The 22,764-nt window shown below is 61.9% G+C and carries 27 protein-coding genes; 7 read left to right on the forward strand and 20 right to left on the reverse strand.

Annotated elements, in window-relative coordinates; genetic code table 11:
- Positions 1 to 477, forward strand: a 477-nt coding sequence (istB, locus tag B5Y19_RS16085; protein ID WP_079591704.1) for an IS21-like element helper ATPase IstB, incomplete at its 5' end; no start/stop codon positions are given.
- On the opposite strand, the gene B5Y19_RS16090 is transcribed toward istB, so the two are convergent.
- From B5Y19_RS16090 to B5Y19_RS16105, 4 genes are all read right to left on the reverse strand, one after another.
- The gene (locus tag B5Y19_RS16090) at positions 461 to 1,759 is read right to left on the reverse strand and encodes a type II restriction endonuclease (RefSeq protein WP_079591705.1); all 1,299 of its coding nucleotides are present in this window, start codon (positions 1,757 to 1,759) and stop codon (positions 461 to 463) included. The genes istB and B5Y19_RS16090 overlap by 17 nt on opposite strands.
- Before the next feature lie 3 nt (positions 1,760 to 1,762).
- Positions 1,763 to 2,218 (reverse strand): very short patch repair endonuclease, encoded by a 456-nt coding sequence (locus B5Y19_RS16095; RefSeq protein ID WP_079591706.1) that lies wholly within the window; start codon positions 2,216 to 2,218, stop codon positions 1,763 to 1,765.
- Positions 2,211 to 3,479, reverse strand: a complete 1,269-nt coding sequence (dcm, locus tag B5Y19_RS16100) for a DNA (cytosine-5-)-methyltransferase (RefSeq protein WP_079591707.1) — start codon at positions 3,477 to 3,479, stop codon at positions 2,211 to 2,213. The genes B5Y19_RS16095 and dcm overlap by 8 nt, the downstream gene beginning before the upstream one ends.
- A 274-nt stretch (positions 3,480 to 3,753) precedes the next feature.
- Complete coding sequence (locus B5Y19_RS16105; protein ID WP_139384422.1) at positions 3,754 to 4,464, reverse strand: tyrosine-type recombinase/integrase; 711 nt, start codon at positions 4,462 to 4,464, stop codon at positions 3,754 to 3,756.
- A 94-nt stretch (positions 4,465 to 4,558) separates the two neighbouring features.
- Between B5Y19_RS16105 and B5Y19_RS16110 the strand changes: the two genes are divergently transcribed.
- The 3 genes from B5Y19_RS16110 (at position 4,559) to B5Y19_RS16115 (ending at position 6,224) form a co-directional block, all read left to right on the forward strand.
- On the forward strand, positions 4,559 to 5,173 hold the full coding sequence (locus B5Y19_RS16110) for an SGNH/GDSL hydrolase family protein (protein WP_079591709.1): 615 nt from the start codon (positions 4,559 to 4,561) through the stop codon (positions 5,171 to 5,173).
- A gap of 280 nt (positions 5,174 to 5,453) precedes the next feature.
- The gene (locus tag B5Y19_RS25725; RefSeq protein ID WP_139384423.1) at positions 5,454 to 5,765 is read left to right on the forward strand and encodes a hypothetical protein; all 312 of its coding nucleotides are present in this window, start codon (positions 5,454 to 5,456) and stop codon (positions 5,763 to 5,765) included.
- Between the two features lie 165 nt (positions 5,766 to 5,930).
- Complete coding sequence (locus B5Y19_RS16115) at positions 5,931 to 6,224, forward strand: hypothetical protein (protein ID WP_139384424.1); 294 nt, start codon at positions 5,931 to 5,933, stop codon at positions 6,222 to 6,224.
- A 2-nt stretch (positions 6,225 to 6,226) separates the two neighbouring features.
- Here B5Y19_RS16115 and B5Y19_RS16120 read toward each other — a convergent pair whose 3' ends face one another.
- Genes B5Y19_RS16120 through B5Y19_RS16130 form a run of 3 tightly spaced genes read right to left on the reverse strand, consistent with a single transcriptional unit; the run spans position 6,227 to position 8,806 of the window.
- Positions 6,227 to 8,086, reverse strand: a complete 1,860-nt coding sequence (locus tag B5Y19_RS16120; RefSeq protein ID WP_079591711.1) for a type IV secretory system conjugative DNA transfer family protein — start codon at positions 8,084 to 8,086, stop codon at positions 6,227 to 6,229.
- Complete coding sequence (locus B5Y19_RS16125; protein WP_176168634.1) at positions 8,083 to 8,478, reverse strand: hypothetical protein; 396 nt, start codon at positions 8,476 to 8,478, stop codon at positions 8,083 to 8,085. Before B5Y19_RS16125 ends, B5Y19_RS16120 begins: the two co-directional genes overlap by 4 nt.
- Positions 8,447 to 8,806 carry a hypothetical protein gene (locus tag B5Y19_RS16130; RefSeq protein WP_079591713.1) on the reverse strand — a complete coding sequence of 120 codons (360 nt, stop codon included), beginning with the start codon at positions 8,804 to 8,806 and terminating at the stop codon, positions 8,447 to 8,449. Before B5Y19_RS16130 ends, B5Y19_RS16125 begins: the two co-directional genes overlap by 32 nt.
- Before the next feature lie 237 nt (positions 8,807 to 9,043).
- Between B5Y19_RS16130 and B5Y19_RS16135 the strand changes: the two genes are divergently transcribed.
- Positions 9,044 to 12,382, forward strand: coding sequence for an AAA family ATPase (locus B5Y19_RS16135; RefSeq protein WP_176168635.1), 3,339 nt, complete (start codon positions 9,044 to 9,046; stop codon positions 12,380 to 12,382).
- An 11-nt stretch (positions 12,383 to 12,393) separates the two neighbouring features.
- Here B5Y19_RS16135 and B5Y19_RS16140 read toward each other — a convergent pair whose 3' ends face one another.
- Genes B5Y19_RS16140 through B5Y19_RS26735 form a run of 5 tightly spaced genes read right to left on the reverse strand, consistent with a single transcriptional unit; the run spans position 12,394 to position 16,367 of the window.
- Positions 12,394 to 14,244, reverse strand: a complete 1,851-nt coding sequence (locus tag B5Y19_RS16140) for a type IV secretion system protein (protein WP_079591715.1) — start codon at positions 14,242 to 14,244, stop codon at positions 12,394 to 12,396.
- Positions 14,245 to 14,263: 19 nt separating this feature from the next.
- Positions 14,264 to 14,722 (reverse strand): hypothetical protein, encoded by a 459-nt coding sequence (locus tag B5Y19_RS16145; protein ID WP_079591716.1) that lies wholly within the window; start codon positions 14,720 to 14,722, stop codon positions 14,264 to 14,266.
- A gap of 9 nt (positions 14,723 to 14,731) precedes the next feature.
- Positions 14,732 to 15,220: a hypothetical protein gene (locus B5Y19_RS16150; protein ID WP_079591717.1), complete on the reverse strand. Its 489-nt coding sequence runs from the start codon at positions 15,218 to 15,220 to the stop codon at positions 14,732 to 14,734.
- 7 nt (positions 15,221 to 15,227) lie between these two features.
- Positions 15,228 to 16,136 (reverse strand): helix-turn-helix domain-containing protein, encoded by a 909-nt coding sequence (locus B5Y19_RS16155; RefSeq protein ID WP_079591718.1) that lies wholly within the window; start codon positions 16,134 to 16,136, stop codon positions 15,228 to 15,230.
- 9 nt (positions 16,137 to 16,145) lie between these two features.
- Positions 16,146 to 16,367, reverse strand: coding sequence for a helix-turn-helix domain-containing protein (locus B5Y19_RS26735; protein WP_079591719.1), 222 nt, complete (start codon positions 16,365 to 16,367; stop codon positions 16,146 to 16,148).
- A gap of 176 nt (positions 16,368 to 16,543) precedes the next feature.
- Between B5Y19_RS26735 and B5Y19_RS16165 the strand changes: the two genes are divergently transcribed.
- Positions 16,544 to 17,017, forward strand: a complete 474-nt coding sequence (locus B5Y19_RS16165) for a hypothetical protein (RefSeq protein ID WP_079591720.1) — start codon at positions 16,544 to 16,546, stop codon at positions 17,015 to 17,017.
- 771 nt (positions 17,018 to 17,788) lie between these two features.
- On the opposite strand, the gene B5Y19_RS16170 is transcribed toward B5Y19_RS16165, so the two are convergent.
- The 6 genes from B5Y19_RS16170 to B5Y19_RS16195 all read right to left on the reverse strand — a co-directional run bounded on the left by B5Y19_RS16170 (position 17,789) and on the right by B5Y19_RS16195 (position 21,321).
- Entirely contained in the window at positions 17,789 to 17,986 is a 198-nt protein-coding gene (locus B5Y19_RS16170) for a hypothetical protein (RefSeq protein WP_055726441.1), read from the reverse strand.
- 210 nt (positions 17,987 to 18,196) lie between these two features.
- Positions 18,197 to 19,492 carry a bifunctional sulfur transferase/dioxygenase Blh gene (gene blh / locus B5Y19_RS16175; protein ID WP_055726440.1) on the reverse strand — a complete coding sequence of 432 codons (1,296 nt, stop codon included), beginning with the start codon at positions 19,490 to 19,492 and terminating at the stop codon, positions 18,197 to 18,199.
- Between the two features lie 223 nt (positions 19,493 to 19,715).
- On the reverse strand, positions 19,716 to 19,916 hold the full coding sequence (locus B5Y19_RS16180) for a hypothetical protein (RefSeq protein ID WP_055726439.1): 201 nt from the start codon (positions 19,914 to 19,916) through the stop codon (positions 19,716 to 19,718).
- A 153-nt stretch (positions 19,917 to 20,069) separates the two neighbouring features.
- The gene (locus B5Y19_RS16185) at positions 20,070 to 20,456 is read right to left on the reverse strand and encodes a hypothetical protein (RefSeq protein WP_055726438.1); all 387 of its coding nucleotides are present in this window, start codon (positions 20,454 to 20,456) and stop codon (positions 20,070 to 20,072) included.
- A gap of 303 nt (positions 20,457 to 20,759) precedes the next feature.
- Positions 20,760 to 21,080, reverse strand: a complete 321-nt coding sequence (locus B5Y19_RS16190; RefSeq protein ID WP_139384425.1) for a hypothetical protein — start codon at positions 21,078 to 21,080, stop codon at positions 20,760 to 20,762.
- Positions 21,055 to 21,321, reverse strand: a complete 267-nt coding sequence (locus tag B5Y19_RS16195) for a hypothetical protein (RefSeq protein WP_055726436.1) — start codon at positions 21,319 to 21,321, stop codon at positions 21,055 to 21,057. Before B5Y19_RS16195 ends, B5Y19_RS16190 begins: the two co-directional genes overlap by 26 nt.
- Before the next feature lie 18 nt (positions 21,322 to 21,339).
- Here B5Y19_RS16195 and B5Y19_RS16200 point away from each other — a divergent pair, with 18 nt between their 5' ends.
- A complete protein-coding gene (locus B5Y19_RS16200; RefSeq protein ID WP_139384426.1) occupies positions 21,340 to 21,672 on the forward strand; it encodes a hypothetical protein in 333 nt (110 codons plus the stop codon).
- Positions 21,673 to 21,690: 18 nt separating this feature from the next.
- On the opposite strand, the gene yacG is transcribed toward B5Y19_RS16200, so the two are convergent.
- The gene (yacG, locus tag B5Y19_RS16205; RefSeq protein ID WP_055726434.1) at positions 21,691 to 21,894 is read right to left on the reverse strand and encodes a DNA gyrase inhibitor YacG; all 204 of its coding nucleotides are present in this window, start codon (positions 21,892 to 21,894) and stop codon (positions 21,691 to 21,693) included.
- Positions 21,887 to 22,708 (reverse strand): SDR family NAD(P)-dependent oxidoreductase, encoded by an 822-nt coding sequence (locus B5Y19_RS16210; RefSeq protein ID WP_055726433.1) that lies wholly within the window; start codon positions 22,706 to 22,708, stop codon positions 21,887 to 21,889. Before B5Y19_RS16210 ends, yacG begins: the two co-directional genes overlap by 8 nt.
- Positions 22,709 to 22,764 lie beyond the last annotated feature (56 nt).

Raw genomic sequence — 22,764 nt, forward strand, 5'->3', positions numbered from 1 at the left:
CTCGTCCATGATCTCGCCGGCGGCAACTTCCTGGCTCATCAGCGCAATGTCGTCCTGGTCGGAGGCACCGGGACCGGCAAGACCCATCTTGCCATCGCGATCGCCCGGGCCTGCATACGTGCCGGCGCTCGCGGCCGCTTCTTCAACGTCGTCGATCTCGTCAACAAGCTCGAGGCCGAAGCCCGCGCCGGCCGCCAGGGCCGCATGGCCGACTATCTCGCCCGCATGGACTTCATCATCCTCGACGAACTCGGCTATCTGCCCTTCGCCCAGTCCGGCGGGCAACTGCTCTTCCACCTGGTCAGCAGGCTCTACGAGCAGAGCTCCGTCATCGTCACCACGAACCTCGCCTTCGGCGAATGGCCGTCCGTCTTCGGCGACGCCAAGATGACCACCGCGCTCCTCGACCGGCTGACCCATCACTGCGACATCGTCGAGACCGGCAACGAAAGCTGGCGCTTCAAGAACAGGCTCTGAGTTCCCCGCACACCACCGATCCGGAGCCGGCGCGGCTGCGCAATCCAGACCAGCTCCGCCGCGCCGCCTCCTCGCCGTGAAGCATACTCAAGGGGGCAACATTGGACGCCGATCGGGGGGCAACTTTGCGGGCCGTTTGACAATATGTCGAGTGAAGCGATTTCGGAAGAACCAGCCGAAGCTGCTTTGCCCGCATTTCACTTGTCTGGTTTTCCGAGATACCGGGCTCCAGCGTCAGCAAGTGCTTTTCGCGGATCCTGTGGGCTTCGGAAAGTACCTGACGCCAGCGATCCTTCAGCGTCGATTTCGACCCGAGCATGGTGAGGCGCGCAGACGGGAATGCCGGATTCCGGTACTCCTCCTGGCTGGGAAAAAGAAAGTCCGGCTTGTTGCGATTCTCCGTCTCGACCTCACGGTCGAAACGCACCGCGTGGGCAGAAAAGACCGCCTCAAGGTGATGTTCAAGCGCCAGGCCCGCACGCTTCTTGCGGCGGTTCTGGACGCTTTTCGAGAAGCCCATAAAACCGTCGACATCCGTGCCTTCGTCGGAATGAAAACCGCTCTTGATACGGTCCGCCACCACATGCCTTTCCAAGCGACGAAACAACTGTTCTTCCCTGTCAACCCAAGCCACCAAGGCGGTATCCGGATCATCCGCGGCCGAAACGTCAGGAAGTGAAGTCCGCGCGAGCTCTGACAGGACGCGGGTTGGCGGGAATACCAGCCCGAATTTTTCGATCAGCGTATCGAGGCGGTCAGCTTCCGGCTCCTCAACCTCGATCCCCAGCTCGTCGAGGATATATCGCGCGGTAAAATCCAGCTCGGCGGCATTGTCCTTGCTGATCTCCAGCGCTTCAAACTGTAAGGCCGGTTGCTCTTCAAGCCCGAACAGCCACAGCAACTGGTTCTGGATAGTGCTGTCCCCGGGGACGATGATGGCCATGAGCGTGTTATCGGTGCGTCTGGCGATAAACAGGACATCGCCTTCGGCTGCAGCCTCGCACACCGCATTTGTCGGAAAATAAAGCCTGTGCTCGCTTCTCGGAGGCTTCCGGGACTGGTACCAGGTCAGAAATCCTTCTTCGGAAAGCGCCTCCTGCTCGCCGCCGATCCAGATGAACATTGTCTGGTATTGCACCCGGGCGGGCGTCCCGAGCAGGCTCTTGAGCTGCTTCGAACTGTTGAATTCGTGCTGGTTCGAACGAAGGATGTTAGCCTCCACAGCGCTCAAGCGTTTGACCGCCACGCCGTCGAAATAATCTGAAAGCAGCCCCCGCCGCATAACCTATGCGCTTCCCCTGATTTCGAAAAAAGGAACATCAGATTGAAGCCAGGACGCGCATTCGGCAATCACGGTCTCAATCGGCAACCTAGCCTTACCTTTCAGTGCGCACTCCCAGACGATTCCCTGCCGCCAGCCTGCTTCCTGCAAGGCGGCCAAGGCAAGCGCATCGACCTCACGGTTCCGCTGAATCTTGGCTAGCCAGAAGTCTGGTCTACTGGAGGGCCATTTGAACAGATGGCAATCGTGCCCGTGCCAGAAGCATCCGTGAGCGAAGAGAGCAGCCCTGTATCTCGGAAAGACGATATCAGGCTTGCCCGGCAGGGCGCGATCATGCAGCCGGAACCGGAACCCGGCTGCATGCAAACCACGTCTCAGCATAAGCTCCGGTTTGGTGTTCTTACCCCGAATGCCGGCCATCATCCGGCTGCGCACTTCCGGGGTAACGATGTCAGGCATGGACTGCTGCCGCAGGCATATCTGGACGTGTGACCGCAGGAACCGGACCTGACAGCACGGGATACTGCCTGCCTTTCGAAAGCGCGGTCTCGATGTGGCTTTTCATGGCCTCCGCAACAAACTCGACGACCGGAACCACAACGGCATTGCCGAACTGACGATAGGCCTGGGTATCGGAAACCTCGATCCGAAAGCGTCTTTCGCCCCGGTCGAATCCCATCAGCCTGGCGCACTCAAGTGGCGTCAGCCGTCGCGGCCGCTTACCCGGCTGGTCGATCAACACTTCCGACCCGTCCTTGTAGTAACGGGCCGAAAGGGTACGGGCTACATCATCAGGACCGAACAGGCTGTATCCGAACCCATTGCCTTTCGCCTGATGCTTTTCCTTGTAGGCTTGCAGATACTCCCAGAGGCGCGGAGTGAGTGTATATTTCGGGTCAACCTCGTCATGTGGCTGGAGAATGCTCCCGAGCTTCGGGCCGCTTTTCGCAGACGGCAACTTCAGCCCCTTGAAATCGAACTGCGACGGCTCGCGGAACCCCACAATAAACACTCGTTCCCGCTTCTGCGGGACCCATGGTTCAGAGCTGATAACGCGGTGCTGGACATGATAGCCTAGCTCGTTCTGCAAAACGTTCATGATGGTCGCAAACGTGCGCCCCTGATCATGGCTTTCGAGATTTTTGACGTTCTCCAGAACGAATGCGGCTGGCTTGTGATGGGCAATGATCTGGGCCGTATCGAAGAACAGGGTCCCCTGCGTGTCGCAGAGGAAACCATGTGGTCGCCCGAGTGAGTTTTTCTTGGAGACCCCCGCCAGAGAAAACGGCTGGCATGGAAAGCCGGCGAGCAGGACGTCGTGTTTCGGGATCAGGCCCGGACTTTTCGAGAATTCCCGCACATCGCCGTTGACCCGATGGTTATCAGGGAAGTTCAGCGAATAGGTCTGCTGACTGTGTGGATCCCATTCAGAGGTGAAGACGCAGCGACCTCCGATACTTTCAAAGCCCAACCGTAGCCCACCTATCCCGGCGAAGAGGTCGATGAAGCGAAAATCTGCCTTACCTACGTCACGTACCTTGAGGCGACGATCGGCTACATCCTTGAGTGTCTTCAGGGCCAGGCGGGGGACCCGCGACGTTCCATCCTCGTATCGATAGGCAGTGCGAGGTGAAACCTCCAGAAGCGCGGCGGCCTCATCGAGCGTCAGGCCAGCCTGCTCCCTCAATCTGTTGAAATCAGTGCGTTTTCTGCTTCGCATGATACGGCTCGAATCATCGTCTGGGTCGATTTTTGTCAGATTGACATTATTGATCCTTACAGACAATGAATGTTCATCATATGTTCTGTTTTTTTCGCTTCCTTGCACAGCTTGTCCCGAGATCGCCGTGCCTTTAACCGAGCCAATGGGCCATCGACATGGCCGTCATGCGATCTGCCTCGCCAACGCCTTGTCGGCACCCCTGCCATCGCCATGCGCCGGAACGCACATGGCGTGAAGATGGGCCGATCGCCATCGCTCGGCTGAAGCCGCGCTAGCTCCACATCTTCTCTGCGAACATTCTTTCGTCCGGCCCGCTGACATCGCCATAGATCGCGGTGGTCCGCATCGAGGCGTGCCCCATCCACTTCTGCACCAGATGCGGCGGAACGCCGGCTTGGAATGCAGCGACCGCGAACCCGTGCCGCAGCGCCTTTGGCATAGCTCTCGCTCCCACCAGACCGCAGGCAATCAGGCTTTCGTGGACCTGCCGCCACGCGGTCGTGCGGCTGAACTCCCACAAAGGCGAAGCTGAATTCTCTGCCCTCTGGCAGGACGCCAAGCCGAAGAACGTGTCGAGAGCGACGATCAGATCCGTAGGAAGAGGAACTTCCCGGACAACTGGCCTTCGCCTCTTGAGAGTGACGAGCGAAACCAAACACCGATCGAGATCCAAAGCCACAGGCGTTACCGCAAGAGCCTCGGAAATGCGCGCGCCGCTGAGTGCCAGGAACCGGCAAAATAAGCTGATTTCGGTCGCGCGCGCATCCAGCGTGGCGAGATAGCGTTTCCGCTCCGCCCCGTTGAGGTACTTGCGGCCACCCTCTGCCGCGTGGAGCGGGCTTGAGGCCATGCGCAACGGTATTGCCGATATTGTTTCACGCTCGAAAAGCATCGTCAGGCCAGCGGGTTGGAGGTGAAGCGGCCAAGGAGCAACCGCAAACACAAGGCTTAAAAAGCACTTTTCGCCTTTAAATTCAAGCAACTTAACAATATCGGCAAAAGCGTTTCAAGAAATATGCCGTCGACGTGCAACAAAATACACCATAGCGATACTAATTGCACTCCCATGTACCGTCATGATCCTTGCCGCCGCTAACGATCCGCCGTCTGCACGCTCTCTCGCCGAAGGCGATCTCCGACGCGTGAACCAGGATCTGAGGGGGCAGACCGAACGGTTTGCGCTTGTACTAGGGGATTCCCATGCAGTCGGTCTCGCAGCCCATATGCCCTGCCAGCGCGTGAGCGCAGCGGTTGGAGGTTTGAAGGCTGCTGATGTTGCCGAGCAGGTCCGCCGTCTCGACATCCGAAAGCCGCCGGCTGCGGTTCTGCTGGCCGTGGGGACAAACGATATGTTGCGCAAGCACAGGCCGCTCCAGAGCCGCAGGGATTGGGTGTCGAGCTTGCAGAAAGCGGTCGCCCCATTTCGCGGCCTCGGAGCCCGGGTGATTGTCCTGGCCCTGCCGCCGATCGGTCGCGAACTGGATCGTGTTTTCGAACAGAGCGCGGTTGCTCCCTATTCCGAAGCCTTGGAGGAAATGTGCCGAGCCGATGGCTGCATCTATGCCGATCCCTGGACCGACGCGCGGTCGGACAAATTTGGCCAAGGCCGTCCCGAAGCCATGTCCGATAACCTGCACCTTGACGATTATCGCCCTGCGATGAAGGCGTTGGAGCCACTCGCTTGTGGTTGAGCCCGCGCTTGTGGGCGCAAAAGCCGGGCCCGCCGCTGGCGCGACGGGAACTTGTTCTGGGTGGCCCTCCGGCTCGGTACGGCGCGATGGGAGCGCGCGTTCGCCTCCGGGCCGACCGCGGCTATCGCCGCGGCGATAGCCGGTTCAACCCGCTATCGCATGTCCTTTACGCAGGTCAGGCCCTTTTCACGTGTATTTCAACGTGAAGTGCCTCTTTTGGTTAGATTTGCGCGGGAATCCCGGCTCGTGACGTATTTTTCTCGTATTGGGGCGCAGTAGTATGACCGAAGATGCATTTTCTGTTTCAGAAGCGCTGATTGATCGGGCTGGGCGCGCCGCGTCGAACCGGGATATCGATGCGCTTGCGGCTATCATGCCGCAGATCGCCTCAAGTCTCGTCCGGTTTCACATCCTAGTTGGCGACCCTGCGCAACTCAGTCCTTGCGAGCGCGCGGCCATCTTTCACCAATCTTCGATTGTCATAGCCAAATTACGAACGATCATACAATTGACCATCGAGAACATGTCGACGCTATCCGCCGAATTCAATGAGAAAATCAAATGCCTGCTCCTTCAAAGATCGAGAAGTTAGCGCTTATGATTGTATCGGCGTCGATTGTGTCTCGCTTCATTCTGAGGTTATTCGTGATTTCATGCTTGTCATGGCTGGCTCTTCGGCTGATTTTCAGCTTGTGACCCGGTGATAATTGCGTGTCTCCCTCGTTGCTGGAATCGGTTCAAGTCCGAGACATCGCCAATGAACATCTCTGCGAATGACGCGTACAGAGCTTATGGCTCCAGGCCACCTGCGATTGGCGGGATGACATTTGGCTTAGGCACCGGCTCTTGGTATGGCACCGCTACCCCCGGATTCTGGGATTATTGGCGTGCGGGCGCTGCCGAGCTCAGGAAGATCGGATTCCGCGTCACTCGCGTTGGCTCACAGAAGTATGGCCACTGGCAAGTCACGTTCGACGGCCACCGCGCGACCCAAGAGCAGATCGAGGCTGCTCTTGTTCGGGTCCGCGCGGCGATGGCCAAGGCCGGTTGAGATCACCTCTGCCAGGGGTTGGCCGAATATCGGCCAGCCCATTCATCGACGTCGAAATAACTCGCCTTGGACAAGAGGATTGGCCGCTTGCTGGTGGCCCCGCTCTCCCCGGTTACGACGGCCACAACGACGTCGTCGGGCAGCCGCGCCACCTCTTCCACGCGCAAGAGCCGGCGCGCCTGGTCCCGGGTCGACAATCCCTTGTTCCGCGATCCGGTTTCCAGGCCTCGGCTCGACCGGCTCTCTGATTCATCGTCGACGGTCACGGTGAACTCGCCCAGGATGGCGGAGACGTACTCCGCCGTCTCGCGGTCGAAGCTGCCAACATTCATGAAGGTGGTCACCGCTGCATTAGCCACCCAGAGCTTCAACCCGTCGCGACCATAGGCGCTCTCGAGCTGGCTGAGAGATTGGACGATCGCCCAGATCCGGATCCCCGCGGAACGGCCGAGCGTCAATGCCCCGACGCCGTCGCTGTCCGCAATGGCGTCGAGCTGGCCGAGGGCCGCCATCTCGTCGAGCAACAGCACAACGTCGCGAGGCGGCCTTCCGCCATCGATGATGTGTGCCGAGATCGCGGTGACGAAGACGCGGATAAGCGCCTTGTTCATCGACATGAACTGCTGGGGTACGCATAGAAAGACATCGATGGGCGAGCGATCATCGCGTAGATCGTCCAGCGAGAAGGTTGATTTCTCGCAGGCCCGGCGCACGCTGGCGTCGCCAAAGCAGCCCAGGAATCGCATGATCGTCGAGAACTGGCTGCCTTTTTCGTCGCTGCCGATTTTGGCCCAGGTCGTTGTCGCCGCCCGGGCCAAGCGATCGCCGGGCTCGCGTGGATCGGTCTCGATCGCTTTGAAATTCTGCTCCAACTGATCGGTGCCACCTGTGAAGAAATCGAAGACCCCCGGCAGGGAGGGAGCGACCTTCTGCACGGCATCGGGCCAGATGCCGCGCTTGTTTGCATCGACCACGAACGAAATCACGCCCGCGATGATCGAGATCGCCGACTCCTCGAAATGCGGGTTCGACTGGCCCGAACTCGATTTTTCGACCACCGCCCCCGCGACGCGCCTGCAATCCGCTGCGAACTTGTCGCTGCCATGCCTAACATAATCGAGCGGATTCAGCGCATCGGTATCCTCCCCGAGCTGCACGATCCCAAACGGATTGATGATCTTGACGCTGTGCCCGAGCAACCGTCGCGCCTTGGCCGCGACCGCTGCGTTCTCGCCCTTCGGGTCGTGGATGATGATCGGTCCCGGATAGTCGATCAGGGTCGGAATGACGATCGAAGAGGTTTTGCCTCCGCCCGGCGGGGCGAAGGTCAGCAGCGAACCTGCGCCGCGCCAGCGGATGATCGATCCATTTTTCCCTGTCGCGACACTCGGCTCGGCGCCAAGCTGAGCCGCGAGCCTCGCCGATTTTTTCGTCCAGCGGCCGAGAATGAAGCCGGGCTGATCACCACCGATCATATGCGTGACCTCGCGCCAGCGCGCGAACCGGGCGCCACCGAGGTGATCGCGCGATGACCGATCGACGCTGGGGCGGCGCCGTAGCGTGGTCGTCAAATGCAAGATTGCCAGCCAAATCAGCGCAATCATGCCGCCAGCTAGCAGCGCAAGAATCAGAGTTTCGGCTTTCGGATCGGGCAAACGATAGATCAGGACCGCGCGCCAGAAACCGCTGGTCGGCGCCCATGGGACGACATAGTAGAACGCCGCTGCCAGGCTTGCGGCGAGGCCGAGCAGTCCAAGCTTCGGCCAGTGCCGCCATGCCATGAGGAGGCTGAGAGCTTGGCAGAGCACCGCAGGCAGGAGCGGAATAAGTGCCGCGCTCCAGCCCATGCTTTGAAAACTCATTGTCCAATATCTCCGTCAATATAACGCAGCGCCATCGAAAGCGCGCCGATTGCAATCGCGGGCTCCAAGATGCTCGGATCAATTCCGGCTCTCAGGATGTGATAGCCGGCGGCTGCGAGCTGGTTGGTCTGGTAGTTTGATTTCGGCCGGGCCGGCCCTGCATTCAGAAGCGAAAACCCGACGCGCCTTGCCTGCCGTTCCGTCGCCGGAAGCAGGATGATGTCGAAGGCCTTGGACGCGATGCGCTCGACAAACAGGACGTCGGACAGATCGACGCCGGCAACAATCGCCACGCCAGCAGCTTCGATTTTCCGGCGAAGTTCCCGGTGCTTGCCGATCCGAGGCGCATCCTTGCGTCGCTTAATCCGCGACGATCGCGCCAGCCTGCTCACCTCCCGTCGCGCTCGGACCAGGCGCTTGAGGCTGCGGCCTCGACGGCCGGCCGCGCCGGCGCGACCTCCCGGCAGCCCCGGGAAATCGGACCAGGTAGTCGGCGGCGAGTGGCTTCAGTTCATCTCGATCGCGGGTGTAGCGATCGACTGCGCCGAGCAGGACGCCGCCGAGAATATCGTCGGGAATTGTCAATGCACCGACGCGCTCTGCGATTTCGGCGATCTCCGCGCGCCTCGCCGCGGTCGCGCTTTCGAGCTCGCTCCGAAGGGCATCCTTCTTGGCCTGCGCCTCAGCGTCGATCCTGGCTAATTCCGCCTCACCGTTCATGAGCGTTCGTATTGTTACAGTCATTGTGGCCTCTATATTTAGAATAGAGGTACATTTTACGCGTTTATGTCGCTTCTCTCAAACGAATTATTGCGCCATATCGACAGTGATATTTGCGGTTTCAGTAGTGCTCACATATAGCAAAATGATATTTTGCATCGTTCGGCCCTGCCGGCGGCTATTTCAGGCGCGCGACTAGCGCGAATTTCCATGGCGAATGACGTTCACAGATTGCACATGCGCACGGATTTCGTGTCGCGTTCAGGCGGCGCCGGAACCGTCGCAACCGCGGCGTATAACGATCGCACGGTGTACCAGGAGCAGGCGACGGGTCGCATTTTCGACTACGCCTCGGACGTGCCGCCGCTCGCGGCTGCCATCCTCGCACCGGACGAATTTTCGCTACCCAGGCTCAAGAGTGATCCGGCTGCGTTCTGGAATGCGGTGGAGGGCCACGAAACCGCCGCCCTGCTGCACCGCTACAGACGTGACCCGGTTCGCGCCATCGAGGCGGTCGAGAATGCGCAGACAGCGTTGAAGGGGCGCTTTACGTTATCCAACGCCCTGCCGCGCGAGATGCTGCCCGAGGTCGCGGAGAGCATTTTGCGGCGTGCGATTGTCGATGAGCTGCGCGGCGTGGTGCATTATTCGATCCACGCCGACGCCGGCAACTACCACGTCCATTTCATGATCGCCGGCCGCAAGGTGTCGGTCGATGGCGCCTTTGGATCGCGGATATTCCGACAGCCCCAGCAGATCAAATCTTGGACCCAAGGATTCCGTTCGATTGCGGCCGACGAGCAGAACCGGCGGCTAGCGGCCCTCAACCTGGCGAGCCATGTCGAGCACCGTTCCAATGCGAGCCTTGGAATTTCCCTGCGGGCCACCGTCCATGTCGATCACGCGACCGCGGCCACATCAACCAAATCCCCCGATCCCGACATCGGGATTTCAGGCCATAATGCCCGCGTCCAGGCAGAAAATGCCGAGGTGATCCTGTCGAACCCGCGCGATGTCGTTGAACTCCTTTTCGTAGGCCATCGGGATGAATGGGGCAGGAGCGAAGGCCAATTGTGCCGCGACAATGCCACGCTCACGGCGCGCGACATCAAATCGAAAATCGTCAAGCTGACGGGTGGACGCGACGACATCGCGGACATCGCCTTTGACCGGCTTTTACACGATAGGCGGCTCGTCGCACTCGGGCAGGATCTCCGAGGCAATGAACGCTACACGACGCGCGAGTATCTGGATCGCGAGGCCCGGCTGGTCGAAGCTGCAAAATCGCTCGACCGCCGGTCCTCATTTTCTGTTCGCGGCGAGCTGTGCGACGGCGTCATCGCCCAAAAGTTTGCCTGGCTGAATGCCGAGCAGAAGGCCGCCGTCAGGCATATGACGGGAGCAGCTGATATTGCACTGGTCCAGGGCCGGGCTGGTGTCGGAAAGACCACAATAATGCAGGCCTCCCGCGAGATTTGGGAAGCGTCCGGTTATCAGGTGCGCGGCGCAGCCATTGCTTGGAAAGCCGCGCGGCTGCTGGAGGCAGAGGCAAAAATTCCATCGGCCTCGATCGCCGCTATCGTCAATGCCGAGCGCCAGCAGCGTGACCATGGCACATGCGCGCGCCCGGAACTGTTGTTGAAGCGCGGCCAGGTGCTGGTGATCGACGAGGCCGGCATGGCCGATGTCCGATCCATGGAGATACTGGCAACGGCAGCGGACAGGGCGGGCGCTAAGATTGTCGCCATTGGCGATAGTGCGCAGTTCTCAGCCATCAGCGCAGGTCCCGCCTTTTCGATCTTGCAGGACACGGTTGGCGCGGCCCAGATCAACACCATCATGCGCCAGACTGCCGACGCCGAGGACATTTTCGTCGCCAAGGGGCAGGCGAGGCACGACGCGATATCGAGCCTTGCCGGCGTCTCGCTCGTCGAACGGCGCGCCGTCGTCAAACGGAATCTGGAGCTGGTGGCCGACATCAACCGGGGTGCGGGATCGATCTGGCGACGCGAGGCCGCGCAATTACTTGCGGCCGGCAACACTGCAGACGGCGTAGGCGAGTGGCAAAGGCGCGGTTTTGTCACCGCCTCGGAGAATCACGACGCGACGATCCGACAGGTCGTCACTCGCTATTTCGAGCTTCGCGACCAGGGCGAGGCAGCGCAGGCCATTTACGCCTCCACCAATCGCGACGTCGACCAGCTCAACCGGGGAATCCGGGCTGGCCTTCAGGAGCGCGGCGAACTGGTCGACGACACCGTCGGCATTCGGATCGGCGGAAAGTCGTTCGTCGCGGGCGACCGGATCTCGTTCACGGCGGGCGATGTGACTGGGCAGATCGTCGCTGGCGGCGTGGTCAACGGCGACGGCGGAATCGTTGTGATGGCCTCTCCGGAGCGCGTCACCATTTCGCTCGACGATAAGAGGGTTGTCGCATTCGATCCCAAGGCGTGGACCGATATCAATCACGCCTACGCGACGACACACTACAAGGCCCAAGGCCAAACCGTCGACGGCACCGTGCACGTCCTGGCTGATCGCTATCTGCGGAGCGATGGCGCCTATGTCGCGCTGACCCGGTCGAAGCAAGACACGTTCGTCTATTATTCGCGCGAGGAGTTCGCGAACTACAACGAGCTCGCCAAGTCGTTGTCGCGCGCGCCCGAGACCTTTGCGGCCCGGGACATCACCCGCGCTAGCGGCGAGGTGGCGGATTCCGTGCGTAATGTTGTGCTCGCCGGCCGGCGCATGGCTGACCTCTTGCATGCGGCCGACGCCAGGGACAGGGACTTGGGCGACGCAGAGCGCGACGAACTCGGCCGCCTGCGGGCCGACCGTTCGGCGGCAGCTCAACGACTGGTCACGGCGGCAGATCGTGCGGATGTCATCAAGACAGCGCGCCATGCCGGCCTCTCCTGGGCGCGCCTCGAGGAAATCGCCGGCGTCCGCGAGCCTGTCCGCTCACCCGCCCAGATGATCGTTGATGCTGTCGCCCGCGAGTGGCTGAAACTTCACGATCGCGCACGCGAGCTCTGGCATCGCATCCGGGGCGATGCACCCGGCCGGGAGCGCCAGCACCCCGATTATCCCGCCTACAGCCAGGAGCGAGACAGCCGAAACAAGCTCGCTCTGGCGCTGAACGCCCAGGCCGCTGTCGCGCGAGACTCCCTCCGCCACCTGGGCCGAAGGGGCGATTGGAAGGCGGCTCGAAGCCAGGCAGCGGCGGCCGAGCGCGAGATTGAGATGATCCTGCGCCAGACGGCAAAAGACCAGCAGGAGCGCCCGCAGCCGCTGAGCAAGATGCAAGCGTCGCTGGACAGGCACCTGGCGCCAATCATCGCCGAAAAGCTCCGGGCCGTCGGCGGCAACATCAAGCGCGCGGCCGAGGTCGGCCTCGCGACCCACCAGACCGCCGCCGGGCTGTTTCTGAGTGACGCCAGGACGCCGGAGCTTCGCACCTCGCTGCGCGCTATCTTGCACCAGATTCAAGCAGCGAGGGCAGTGCAGGCCCCGGTCGCAGCGGAGAAGGTCGCCGCGACTGAGCATGAAAAGGCTGGTCCGAAGCAGAAGCTCTGACCGAGGCGCTCCTACCGAACTCTGGCGGCAAGATTCTGCAGCGCCGCAAGCGCGGCGCCGCCCAAGCCGTTCCCGCCGTATCCGAGCCAATGCGTTGCCGCCTCCGACCATGCCTCGCAGCGCTTCATGATGAACAGCGCTAGGCACATCGCTCCGACCACAGTGATGAACATCTCCAGCGGAATCGCGCCGTCGTTGAACATCTTGCCAAAAACATCCGCGCCGGTAGCAAATCCGTAGGCGTCCATGACCTGCTTGATCGCCGCATTCAGGATGGTCGCCACCATCGTGATCAGGACCAGATGCACGGCCGGTTGTGCAATCATCTTCACCGACCACCAGGACATGGGACGCGACTTGCGAAACAGCGCGGCAGGCAAGGTCAGTGGCAGCGTCGCAGCGCCGATCGCCACCTGGAACATCGCGACGACAAACAGGATGCCCAGCACTAGCGTGTAGGCGATGTAGGCGAGGAAGATCACGATCGTCTGCAGGATGAGCGGTATGTTCGAAAATCCGCTCCACAGGCTGCTTTTCATGTTCTTCTTGACGCCCCACCACGCATTGGAGAGCAGGTTGTTCGGCTGCGCAATTGCTGCACGGATGCTGCAATCGGCCGCGGTCACGATTTGTGAAATAGCGCCGCTGCCGCCGGCGCCGACGTCCTCAGTCGCGCGGCCTGGTGCCACCGAGCCTTCTGAGCCGCCGAGCTGATCCGAGGCTTGGAGCCGGCGCGCGATGTCGTATGATGCTTCGTCCGGAAACCGAAACTCCGGCTGGCCATTGCCGGCTGGATTTACGTTGGTGCAGGCATAGCCGCCGGCTGACCCGCCGGGGCTTGCGACGAACTCGCTTCCGATTGCGATCGCCGCATTGAAAATCGGGGCACCGACGTTGCCCCATAGCCAGCCAGGGCTACTCAACAGCGCCGATATGACGGCCAGCCCGAGCAGCAGCTTGCCGAGCTCACGCCAGTTCGAAAGCACGCCAAGCATGGCGCCGCCGGCCAGGACCAGGGTGCCGAAGCCGGCGAGCATCGAGGCGATCCAGACGCCGTGAGTTTTGCCGATCTCGTTCCCGCGGGCCAGGAATGCATCGAGCGGTACTGCGATCGGCTGGAGTATCTTGCACGGCCAGCAGCCGATTTCCTCGACCGAGCCCTGATTGGCAGACCCGCCGGATTGAGCTGTGTTCAATCCGTTCGCATTTCCGCGGTCGGCGCTGTCCTGCGGCTTGAAGCCCTGCAGGCTCTCGGCCTGCTTCGTGAACTGGGAGACGTCGTATCCCGCACCCTTCTTCATGTATTCGGCAACACAGATGCCGTTGCCGTCATTGGTCGCCGTTCCTTTGCCCGGCATGCAGTTTCCGCCGTTCTCAAGATAAGCTTTGACCTTTCCGACACCGAATTGCGACGCAAAGATAAGGCCAGAATCCGTGACGACGGTGCCGTCGGACATTGTCTTTCCGGAAAATGACGTCAGGTTTAATCCTTGCATCGTCTTCCAGTTTTGCGCCTGGTATGACTCCCAAGCATTGTTCTGTGCGGAAGTGTTATTCAGATAATGATTTAGCGTGTAAACGCCATCCTTTCCGGTCCAGTTATATGGATTGTTCATGGCAGAGTTATCTTTGCTGGGCGTACCCTGCTTGATATACCCGGCGTCGATAAGCGCTGCCGTACCCATCTGATACAGACCGGCATATCCATACTGGTTCACGACCGTCGCATTATTGGCGCTTTCTCGCTGTGCCACGGCCTGTTTGAAGTCAGCCCAGCCGCCGCGCGATTGTGCAACGGCTGGGATGGAAGCTGCTGCCAGCGCGATCGCGACGACCACACATCCTCGTAATTGCAATGTCATGATGAAATCCCACGAAATATCAGTTCAGTTCAATATCCTGATCGCAAATACGGAGCTTGCCGCCATCGGATGAAATGGCCGCTCTATCGATCAGATCGCAGGCATCAACCGTAATGATATTCCGGTCCTTGCGGATGATCGCCCAGCTACATTGGTTTTGCGAACACGTCGCATGCGAATTGACCATGAAAACATAGGTCGGAGCACTGCGCGCCCCCAATGTCGCAAGCCAGACTCCATTTCCTGGCCGAGCCGGTTTGCTTCCGGCGACGCCTTCGACCGTGAACGGCGCGGCATAGCCGAGCCCGGCGATATCGAGCAGCTGCGCAGCGAACTCAGATTTTTGCTGGCCATATCCGATCTGCTCGAACCGGAGTGCCGCGTAGCCAGCCGGTGGCCAGGGCGCTTGCGGCTCCTGCGCTTTCGCCGAGATCACGCTCAGCGAGGCGGCAATTGTTAGAATAGAAAACGCTTTCATCGACAGAACTCACTTTGAATAGTCAATGGTCAGCGGGCACGGAACGGGTGCTCGCGATTGAAATGCTCGCTGCATGCAGTCCTTCAGCCGAACATTGTGGTTCAGCCAAAGGTAGACGGCCATGTTTCGCTCCTGGCCGTGCAGCCCAAAGCCGTATTCATTGACGGCGGCATATGTCGTCCCGCCGAAGAAGCCGATCAGCGGCAAAAGCACGGCGAAGATCGAGCCGGCGACTAGATTGCGGTTCGTCAGGGTCCGACGCTGTTGAGGGATGGCGGAATGTGAAATTACGTCCGCTAGTATCGATCGAATTTCTCTCAGCTCGCGCTCTACACGCTCCGGCTCGTTCGGTCTTGCCCCCGCCTCGATCCGCGATAGGGCTGTTTGGATCTGGCACGTCTGTGCCAGAAGATTGCCAACGCCATCCGCAATCGCGGTGACCTCGACCGCCAGCGCGTCCGTCAGCGCTGGCTGCTCATTGGATCCGTATTCCGTCATGTGGCTTTCACTCTGGCCGCCAATCGGCAGCGGGGAAGCGGGAGGGGCGCCACCAGCCGTCGCGTCCGGCATGGCGCGAGTGCTGGGGCATTCCCGGCTTTCCGGCGGTGCGATAGGCTCGATCCCAGGCGTCGAATTCGTCGGTTCCGACGGCGACAAAAACATTGTTGCCACCAGTTCGCAGTCCCGCTGCGCCGTCGTGCGAGATCGTGAAGTCGACAAAAAGCCGCTCGCGAAGGAACGATTTGAGATAGTTGCGCTTTCGGCCCGCGCGTGCCCGGCTCGCGATGTACTCGCCTGCGACGGCCAGCGCGTGGCGCTGGTCGACCGGGCTAAGCCGCTTGAACGCGGTCTCAGCCTGGGTCCGACTCTCGCCGGGCTCCCAGTTCCACTCGTTGGCCAGAGCCCGCCAGCGATCGCCTTCGGCTAACGAGCGTGCAGACGGCGGATCAGAGGGGAAGGGGGTGTGTAGTTCTTGTTCTGACTCAGTTCTTATTATGTCGTCCTGATTTGCCACCTCTGGCAAAGCCGCGTCTGGCAAATCAGGACGTGGCTCTTTCAACTCGTCGCAAGCCACGTCCCCGTTTTCATGACCTGGCGTTTGGCCTTGCGTGGTCGTGGAGGACGCCTCGTCGAGCACGACATACTCGATTCCAATGAACGCCTTGGTGACCGGGTTGCGCTGGCGCTCCCGCGTTACCCAGCCGGTCCCGACCAACTCGCGGACCAGGTTGTGGATCTTATTGCGTCCGATCTGGAAGCGTCGGCGCAGATGCTCGACTGAGAGCGCCCAGTTGTCCGGTCGCGAGCGCAGCCAAGCCAACAGGCCCATGGCCTCGAGCGAAAGCCGTTCGTCATCAAACAGTTCGTTGCTGATGATCGTGAAATTCCGCGTGACGCGGCGGCGAATGATCATGCCGCACCGTCAATTCTTGCGCTGCGTGTCGGCCGGATCTTCCATCCCGGCGGACACCCAATCAATGAGCGCTGTGCGCATGTAGTAGATTCGCCGGCCCCGCCGTGCGTACGGTGGGCAAGCGCCGCTCTGCCTGGCGCGGCGAAGCCTGAGCGCGGTCGGCGAGCAGCCTAGTAGTTCCGCAGCTTCGTTTTCGCTGAGGATTTCTCGTTGTGTTGAAAAAACAGACATTTGGCGCACCAACTCGTGCGGTCACCCTTCACGGTGACCGTCGAATTTGACGCCTCGCGCGTTTGCGCCCTGAACGCCGGGTGCTGCACTGGGTGGAGCTGACCGTTTCGCCCTTGAACGAAAGCGAAACATAGTCAATCTAGGTGACCTATTTCGATTGATCAAGATTGCTCACGATGGAAATCGTCATCCAGCCTCTCGCGCATGATCTCCTCCAATGGGCCGAGCTTTTGCCCATACTTGAGGGTAATCCCGGGACGTATTTCCAAACGAGATGGCCGTATGCCGAGCTCGAGAAGCCGCCTCGCCCTGAGGTGCTACCTCGGCACCCCACGCCAGACGAGCTGTCGTACAATGAACTCAAGCTCGCGTCGGCTCTCAATGCTGGTCAGCGACTTGATAAGAAACCGAGCGAGCGTGTCCGTGCCATCGCTCAGTTCATCAAATTCGGAGTGGCGCAGGTGGCCCAGGCCGAGCGCCAGCGCCAATATGATCGCGACCGTGAGAGTTTAAAAACAGGGATGGCGCTCGCACACGACATCCTTGCCGCGGCATGGGCTGATCCAGATCTTAAAGCCCTGGCCCGCGGTCAGATCTCTGACCATCTCAAAAAGCTCGAAAAATTGCAGCGCCGCGCAAAAATGGGATAATTCATGGGATTAAAAAGTTATCAACACATAAGATATTGAATTATAAAGAATTTGAGTTCCGCCCCTGGGCACCATTCCATCTCCCTGTCGTCGAGATGCTTGGCTTTTGATTTTCCCACCGGACACAACCGTCCTGGGAAAGTGGGAAACATCCGCTCAGGCTTCTTCACTCACCAACTTGCCCCGCCGCTCCGCGAGTTCGAAGTCTGGATGCCTCGCTTCCTGAACCGCTCTGCTCGCAACGGCATCACGGGTTCCGTCAGCGCTTTGCAAAGCAGCCAACGGCGATTGCGCCGACAGCCCGACGGCCGGCGGCGCGCTCATATCCGCTCCTCCGCAAGTTTTTGGGCGGCAGGCCACGCCCATGGGCGATGGACGCGACCTGCCGCCACCCGCGCTGTTTGATCAGCGGGACCTCGCCGATGGCTGACTCCGGCTGTCATGGGCCGCGGCTCGATGGGAGGACCGCGGCATGATGGTTCGGCCGTTGTCGTTATCCGCCCAGTAAGAGATCTGGTTGTCCAAATCGGCAATCTCGGCTTTCAGTTGCCTTCGTTTTTCTTTGAAACGCTTAAGCAACAGAGAAAGACGCAGGGCTTTTGCCTACCTAGACATGGCAGCCTCTAAAATTATTGTTGTCTTTTTGGGTGAACTTAGGCTTGGTGTCCCAGATTAAGACAGTTTTTGAGGCAATTTGCAACGATTTTGATTCGCACGACGTTGCGTCAAGCTAGAGACGAATTCCAACATCAAATGAAGCCCTTTCGGCGCTCATCGGGCCTCGGAATCCTGAACCGCCGTGATCTCGGCTGTGATCTGTTGCAGGCGAAGCGTAGCTTCGCTGAGCGCCGCATCATCGCCCCCGAGCGAACCCTTCTTTGGTAGTTCCAGGGCATCGATCGCAGCGATCGCGACCGACCGCGCCTCCCCGAAGAGTTCGCGCAGCTTTTCGTGCAGAGCCTGGTTCATGGCACCAGTGTAGGCCCCTCGCCCGGCACCGGCTCTGTCAAATCACGGTCTCTTGCCAACCGACTTCCCGGCCTGCGCTTTCCCGACGCGGCGCGCGCCGGTCACGCGGGGCAGCCTATGTCCCCACGCCAACGCCGGCGCGCCGCAAATCACGAAGGCGTCCGCCCGGGCCCAGAGGATGCCCGCGCCTCGCGAGAACGGGCAAAGCCCCTACCAGGCAGCACCTTCCAGCGCGTCCAGCGGTATCTTGAGGTAGCGGCGGCCATTCGCCTCCGGCTCAGGCAGCCGTCCGCCGCGGATGTTCACCTGGAGCGCGTGCAGGATCAGCTTCGGCATCGGCAGCGTCCGGTCGCGCACGTTGCGCAGTTCCACGAAACGCTCCTCGGTCATGCCGACGACATGCGGGTTGCTGCGCTTCTGCTCGGCGACCGTGCTTTCCCATTTCGCGGCGCGGCCGCCCGGCTCGTAGTCATGGCCGGTGAAGAGACGGGTCTCGTCAGGCAAGGCGAGGATCGCCTGGATCGAGGCCCACAGCGCCGTCGCGCTACCGCCCGGGAAATCGGCACGCGCAGTGCCTGAATCCGGCATGAAGAGCGTGTCGTGGACGAAGGCGGCATCACCGATGACATAGGTCACCGATGCCAGCGTATGGCCCGGCGACAGCATCACGCGCGCCTCGAGGTTTCCGATCTTGAAGCTGTCGCCATCGGCGAAGAGGCGGTCCCATTGCGAACCGTCCGTCTTCAACGCCGGCCAGTTGTAGATCGGCTGCCAAAGCTCCTGGACCGAGGTGACGCGCGCACCGATCGCCATCGGCGCGCCGGTCTTCTGCTTGAGATAATGCGCAGCGGAGAAATGGTCGGCATGGGGATGCGTGTCGAGGATCCACTCGACGACCAGCCCTTCCTTCGCGATGTAGGCGAGGATCGCATCGGCCTGCGTCGTGGCGGTCGCGCCGGACTTCTCGTCGAAGTCGTGGACGGGGTCGATGATCGCGCAGCGCTTCGTCGCCGGGTCGGACACGACATACTGGATGCTGCCGCTGCGCGGCTCGTAGAAGCCTTTCACCAGCGGTGCCTGCATGGCACGCCGGGAGAGCCAGCGCGCCGCCCCCGAGAGATCGAAGCCGAGGGAGCGGCCATAGGCCTCGACCGCCTCGGCCTTCATCCGTCCGTCCAGCACCTCGCCCAGGACATGCAGCGTCAGCGACCGCGTGCCGCTGCGGCAATGGGCGTAGACCGGTCCCTTCGTCCCGGACACCGCCTTCTGGAAGGCGCGGATATCGGCCTCCGTGATCGTAGCCATCGTCACGGGGATGAAGCTGTAGGCAAGGCCGGAATCCCGGGCGGCCTCCTTTTCAGCCGCGCCGGTGACCTGGCCCGGCTCCTCACCATCGGGCCGGTTGTTGACGATCGCGACAAAGCCCTGATCGGCGAGGCCGGCCAAGGCCTGCGCGCCCGGCTGGCCCGCGATCGTCAGTCGGTCATTGATTCTGGTGAAGCTCATCGGGATGTCTCCCAACGTGATGGGGGCCTGCACCGAAACACGTCTTGTGCACGGAGCCCCGTATTGGCGCGTTGCCAACTCCGCAGCAAGCAGGCGTCCCGCCGCACCGGAGGCGACGGGATCGCCGGACACCCTCAACCCGTCGAGCGGGCGCCACAAGGGCTCGTTGCGGCACCCACTCTTCGCCGCTGCGCTCGCGGGCCTTGCTCCAACCGATTGCCGGCTAGTTCACGGCAACGATGAAGAATGTCGCCAGGATCGCGGCAGACGCGGCCATGGCACCGAACAGCAGTGCCTGGAAAAACCCCGTGCTGAAGGCGCCGGCGGCAAGCGCCGCCACCAACGCCAGAGAGATGATCGTCAAAAAGGCCCTGGTGCGCGCGCTTTCAGTCAACATGAGCTGTTCCCTTTCGGCGGACAGCATTTAGCCGGCCGGCAGGGACCTTCTTTGCGCCAGGTCAAGCAGGGCGGCATTCGCCTGCGGCCGGGGCAGCCCGGCAACAAGTCGTCGGGCTTACGTCGCGAGACCGGGGCGCGACGGCGAGCCGGCTATCTCGCGGCGCGGCCGACGTCAGTCTCACGACATCGGCTTGCAACGCCGGCTCAGCGCGTCGATGGTCTCCGCGTTCGGGCAATAGCCGTCGTCAGGCAGGGCGCCCCCCTGATGGTCGAGGTCGCGTCGGCAGCGCCGCGTCATCAAGCATCCGGAGCAGATCACCGCCATGTCTCGCATGACGGCGGCTTCCTCATGGGCCAGTTGCTCGGGGGCGATTCCCTCGCGTCGGAGCCGCCGGCCCAGCAATGCGGGGTTGGTGTCGCCACGGAAGGCGAGGCTGTGGAAGTCTGCCTCCGCGATGGCGTTGTCCCGGGCCAGTTCGGCGATCGTCGCCCGGTCGAGCGCCTCGAACTCTCTCCGGGAGGACCGCACGCGCCACCATTGACGAACGGATTCAGCAAAATGCATGGCCACCTCCGCATCCCGGCGGGATTATCGGCTCATCGGCCGCGGCCTTCATTGCGCCAGCTCAACTTTGAAAGCGGAGGGATGTCCCCGTCGGAGCGACCTCCAGGCCGCGAGCCTGGCGTTACCGAGCCGGTGGAAGCTCGGACGCGCAGACACCGATATCTGTCGAGCGAGCGGCTACGGGCGGCCCTTGGGGCTACAGCACAGGCCGGCTCACCCCGTGAGGCAATGCCTGCCGGCCCTCTCGAAGCGCGCAGCGTGCAAGAAGGCGCCGACAGAGCGACGGCGCCTCCTGGCCGGCAATCAGGAAAGCCTACGGTCCCGCATGTCCGCGATGCGTTCGAGGATGCCGCGGTGCTCCGCCAGAAGCTCTTCCAGCGGGCCGATCGGCCGGAACGCACGCAGGTCGTGCTCTTCCTCGCCCGCCTGCCACCAGGCCTCGATCGCCGCGTCGGCGGCTGCGACTTGCGCCTCCGACAACCCGCCGCTCACCGGCGTGCCCGCCTCCTCGGCGAGCCGCTCGGCGATCCTGCGGCGCAGCGTCTGCTCGCAGGCGATTACCGCGTCGAGTTCGTCGGTATGACGCATCGCCGAGGCTTCAATGCACCGTCGCCAGATCGTCATCGTCCGGGTCGATCAGCTTCGCCAGGCCGAGCTGCTCGACGCCCTCGGTGAATTCCGCGAAGGCCTCGGCGTCGGTGGCGAAGGAATCCTGCCAGACGGTCGAGCCGCCCTCGGCATCGACGACCTCGAGCGTCCAGCCTTCCGTGCCGTCGACACGATAGATCTCGACTCGGACGGTGATGCCATCCTGCGTGACGTTCTGCGACAGGGGCGAGCGAATGATGTCGGGAAAGTCGGTCATGCCCTACCCTAGCAGGCTGTGGCCCCGCATGCAGCAGGGGATCGCGGAGAACCAGCCGTCCTCGCCTTTGCCAGGCTCTCGCCCCAAAACGGCCATGCGGTGCTTCATCCTGACGGCATGAGGATCGTCTTCGCATCAGCCATCAGCCTGGTTCTCAGCGCCTGCGCGAGCTCCCAGAACCCCATCGTCGAGGACCGGTCGCGCTGCGATGCCTATGGCTTCCAGCGCGGGACGGATGCTTTCGCCAACTGCGTCATGACCGCGGATCGCGACCGCGAGCGGCGCCATGAACGCCGCGTGGATCGCGACGGAGATCGCCAAGCCTATGGCTACGGCGCCGCGCAGGAATAGCGCGACGCCCGATTCGCCTCAGTCCTCGCGATCGCGCGGCGGCGGTGCCTCCTCCGCCTCGTCGACCGGCTCGCCCGGAATCACGTAGCCGCCCTTCAGCCAGCGGCCGAGGTCGATATCGGCGCAGCGTGAGGAACAGAACGGCTTGAAGCGCGCCACCGCGGGCTTGCCGCAGATCGGGCAGGGCCTGGCACTGGCTGCGGGCTTGTCGGTCTCAGTCATATTTGAGCGTGATGCCTCCATCGACGACGAGTTCGATGCCGGTGACATAGCGCGCCTCGTCGCTGGCGAGAAAGAGGGCCGCGTTGGCGACGTCCCAGGCCTCGCCCATATGCCCCATCGGCACCTGCGCCGCGCGCGCCGCCCACATCGCCTCGATATCGCCTTCGCCATAGGCCTGGGCGAGCCCGGCCGAGTGCTCGACCATCGGCGTCTTCATCAGCCCGGGGAGGATCGCGTTCACCCGAATCTTCTGGGGGGCGTACTGCACGGCGGTCGTGCGGGTGAGCTGGTTCAGCGCGGCCTTGGTCGCGGAATAGCTGGCATAGGGTACGCCGGTGTGGCGGATCGAGGCGATCGAGGAGATGTTGATGATCGAGCCGCCCTCGCCCGTCTCCTCGAACTGGCGCTGCATCACCGGGACGACGTGCTTCATCGCCAGGAAGGCGCCGGTGAGGTTGACCCGGAACACCCGGTCCCAGACCTCCTCCGGCAGATCCACCACGCTGCCGACCTCGGCGATGCCGACATTGTTGTCGAGGATGTCGATCCGGCCGTAGCGGCCGAGCGCATGCGCGACGAGCTCGGCGATCTGATCCGCCTTGGTGACGTCGGTGCGTATCGCGAAGGCTTCGCCGCCCTCGTTGCGGATGATGCCCGCCGTCTCCTCGGCCGCGTCGCGGTTGATGTCGGCGCAGACAACCCGGGCGCCCTCGCGCGCGAAGATCGTCGCCGTCGCCTTGCCATTGCCCCAACCCGGGCCGATCGACCCGGCGCCAGCCACGATCGCGACCTTGCCGCTCAGCCGTCCCGTCATGCCTGCCTCCTCCGTCAGCGCCGCAGCCCGGCGCGGCGGGAGGATCGGGCGCCCGC

The organism is Allobosea thiooxidans (genome assembly GCF_900168195.1).
Lineage (GTDB): Bacteria > Pseudomonadota > Alphaproteobacteria > Rhizobiales > Beijerinckiaceae > Allobosea > Allobosea thiooxidans.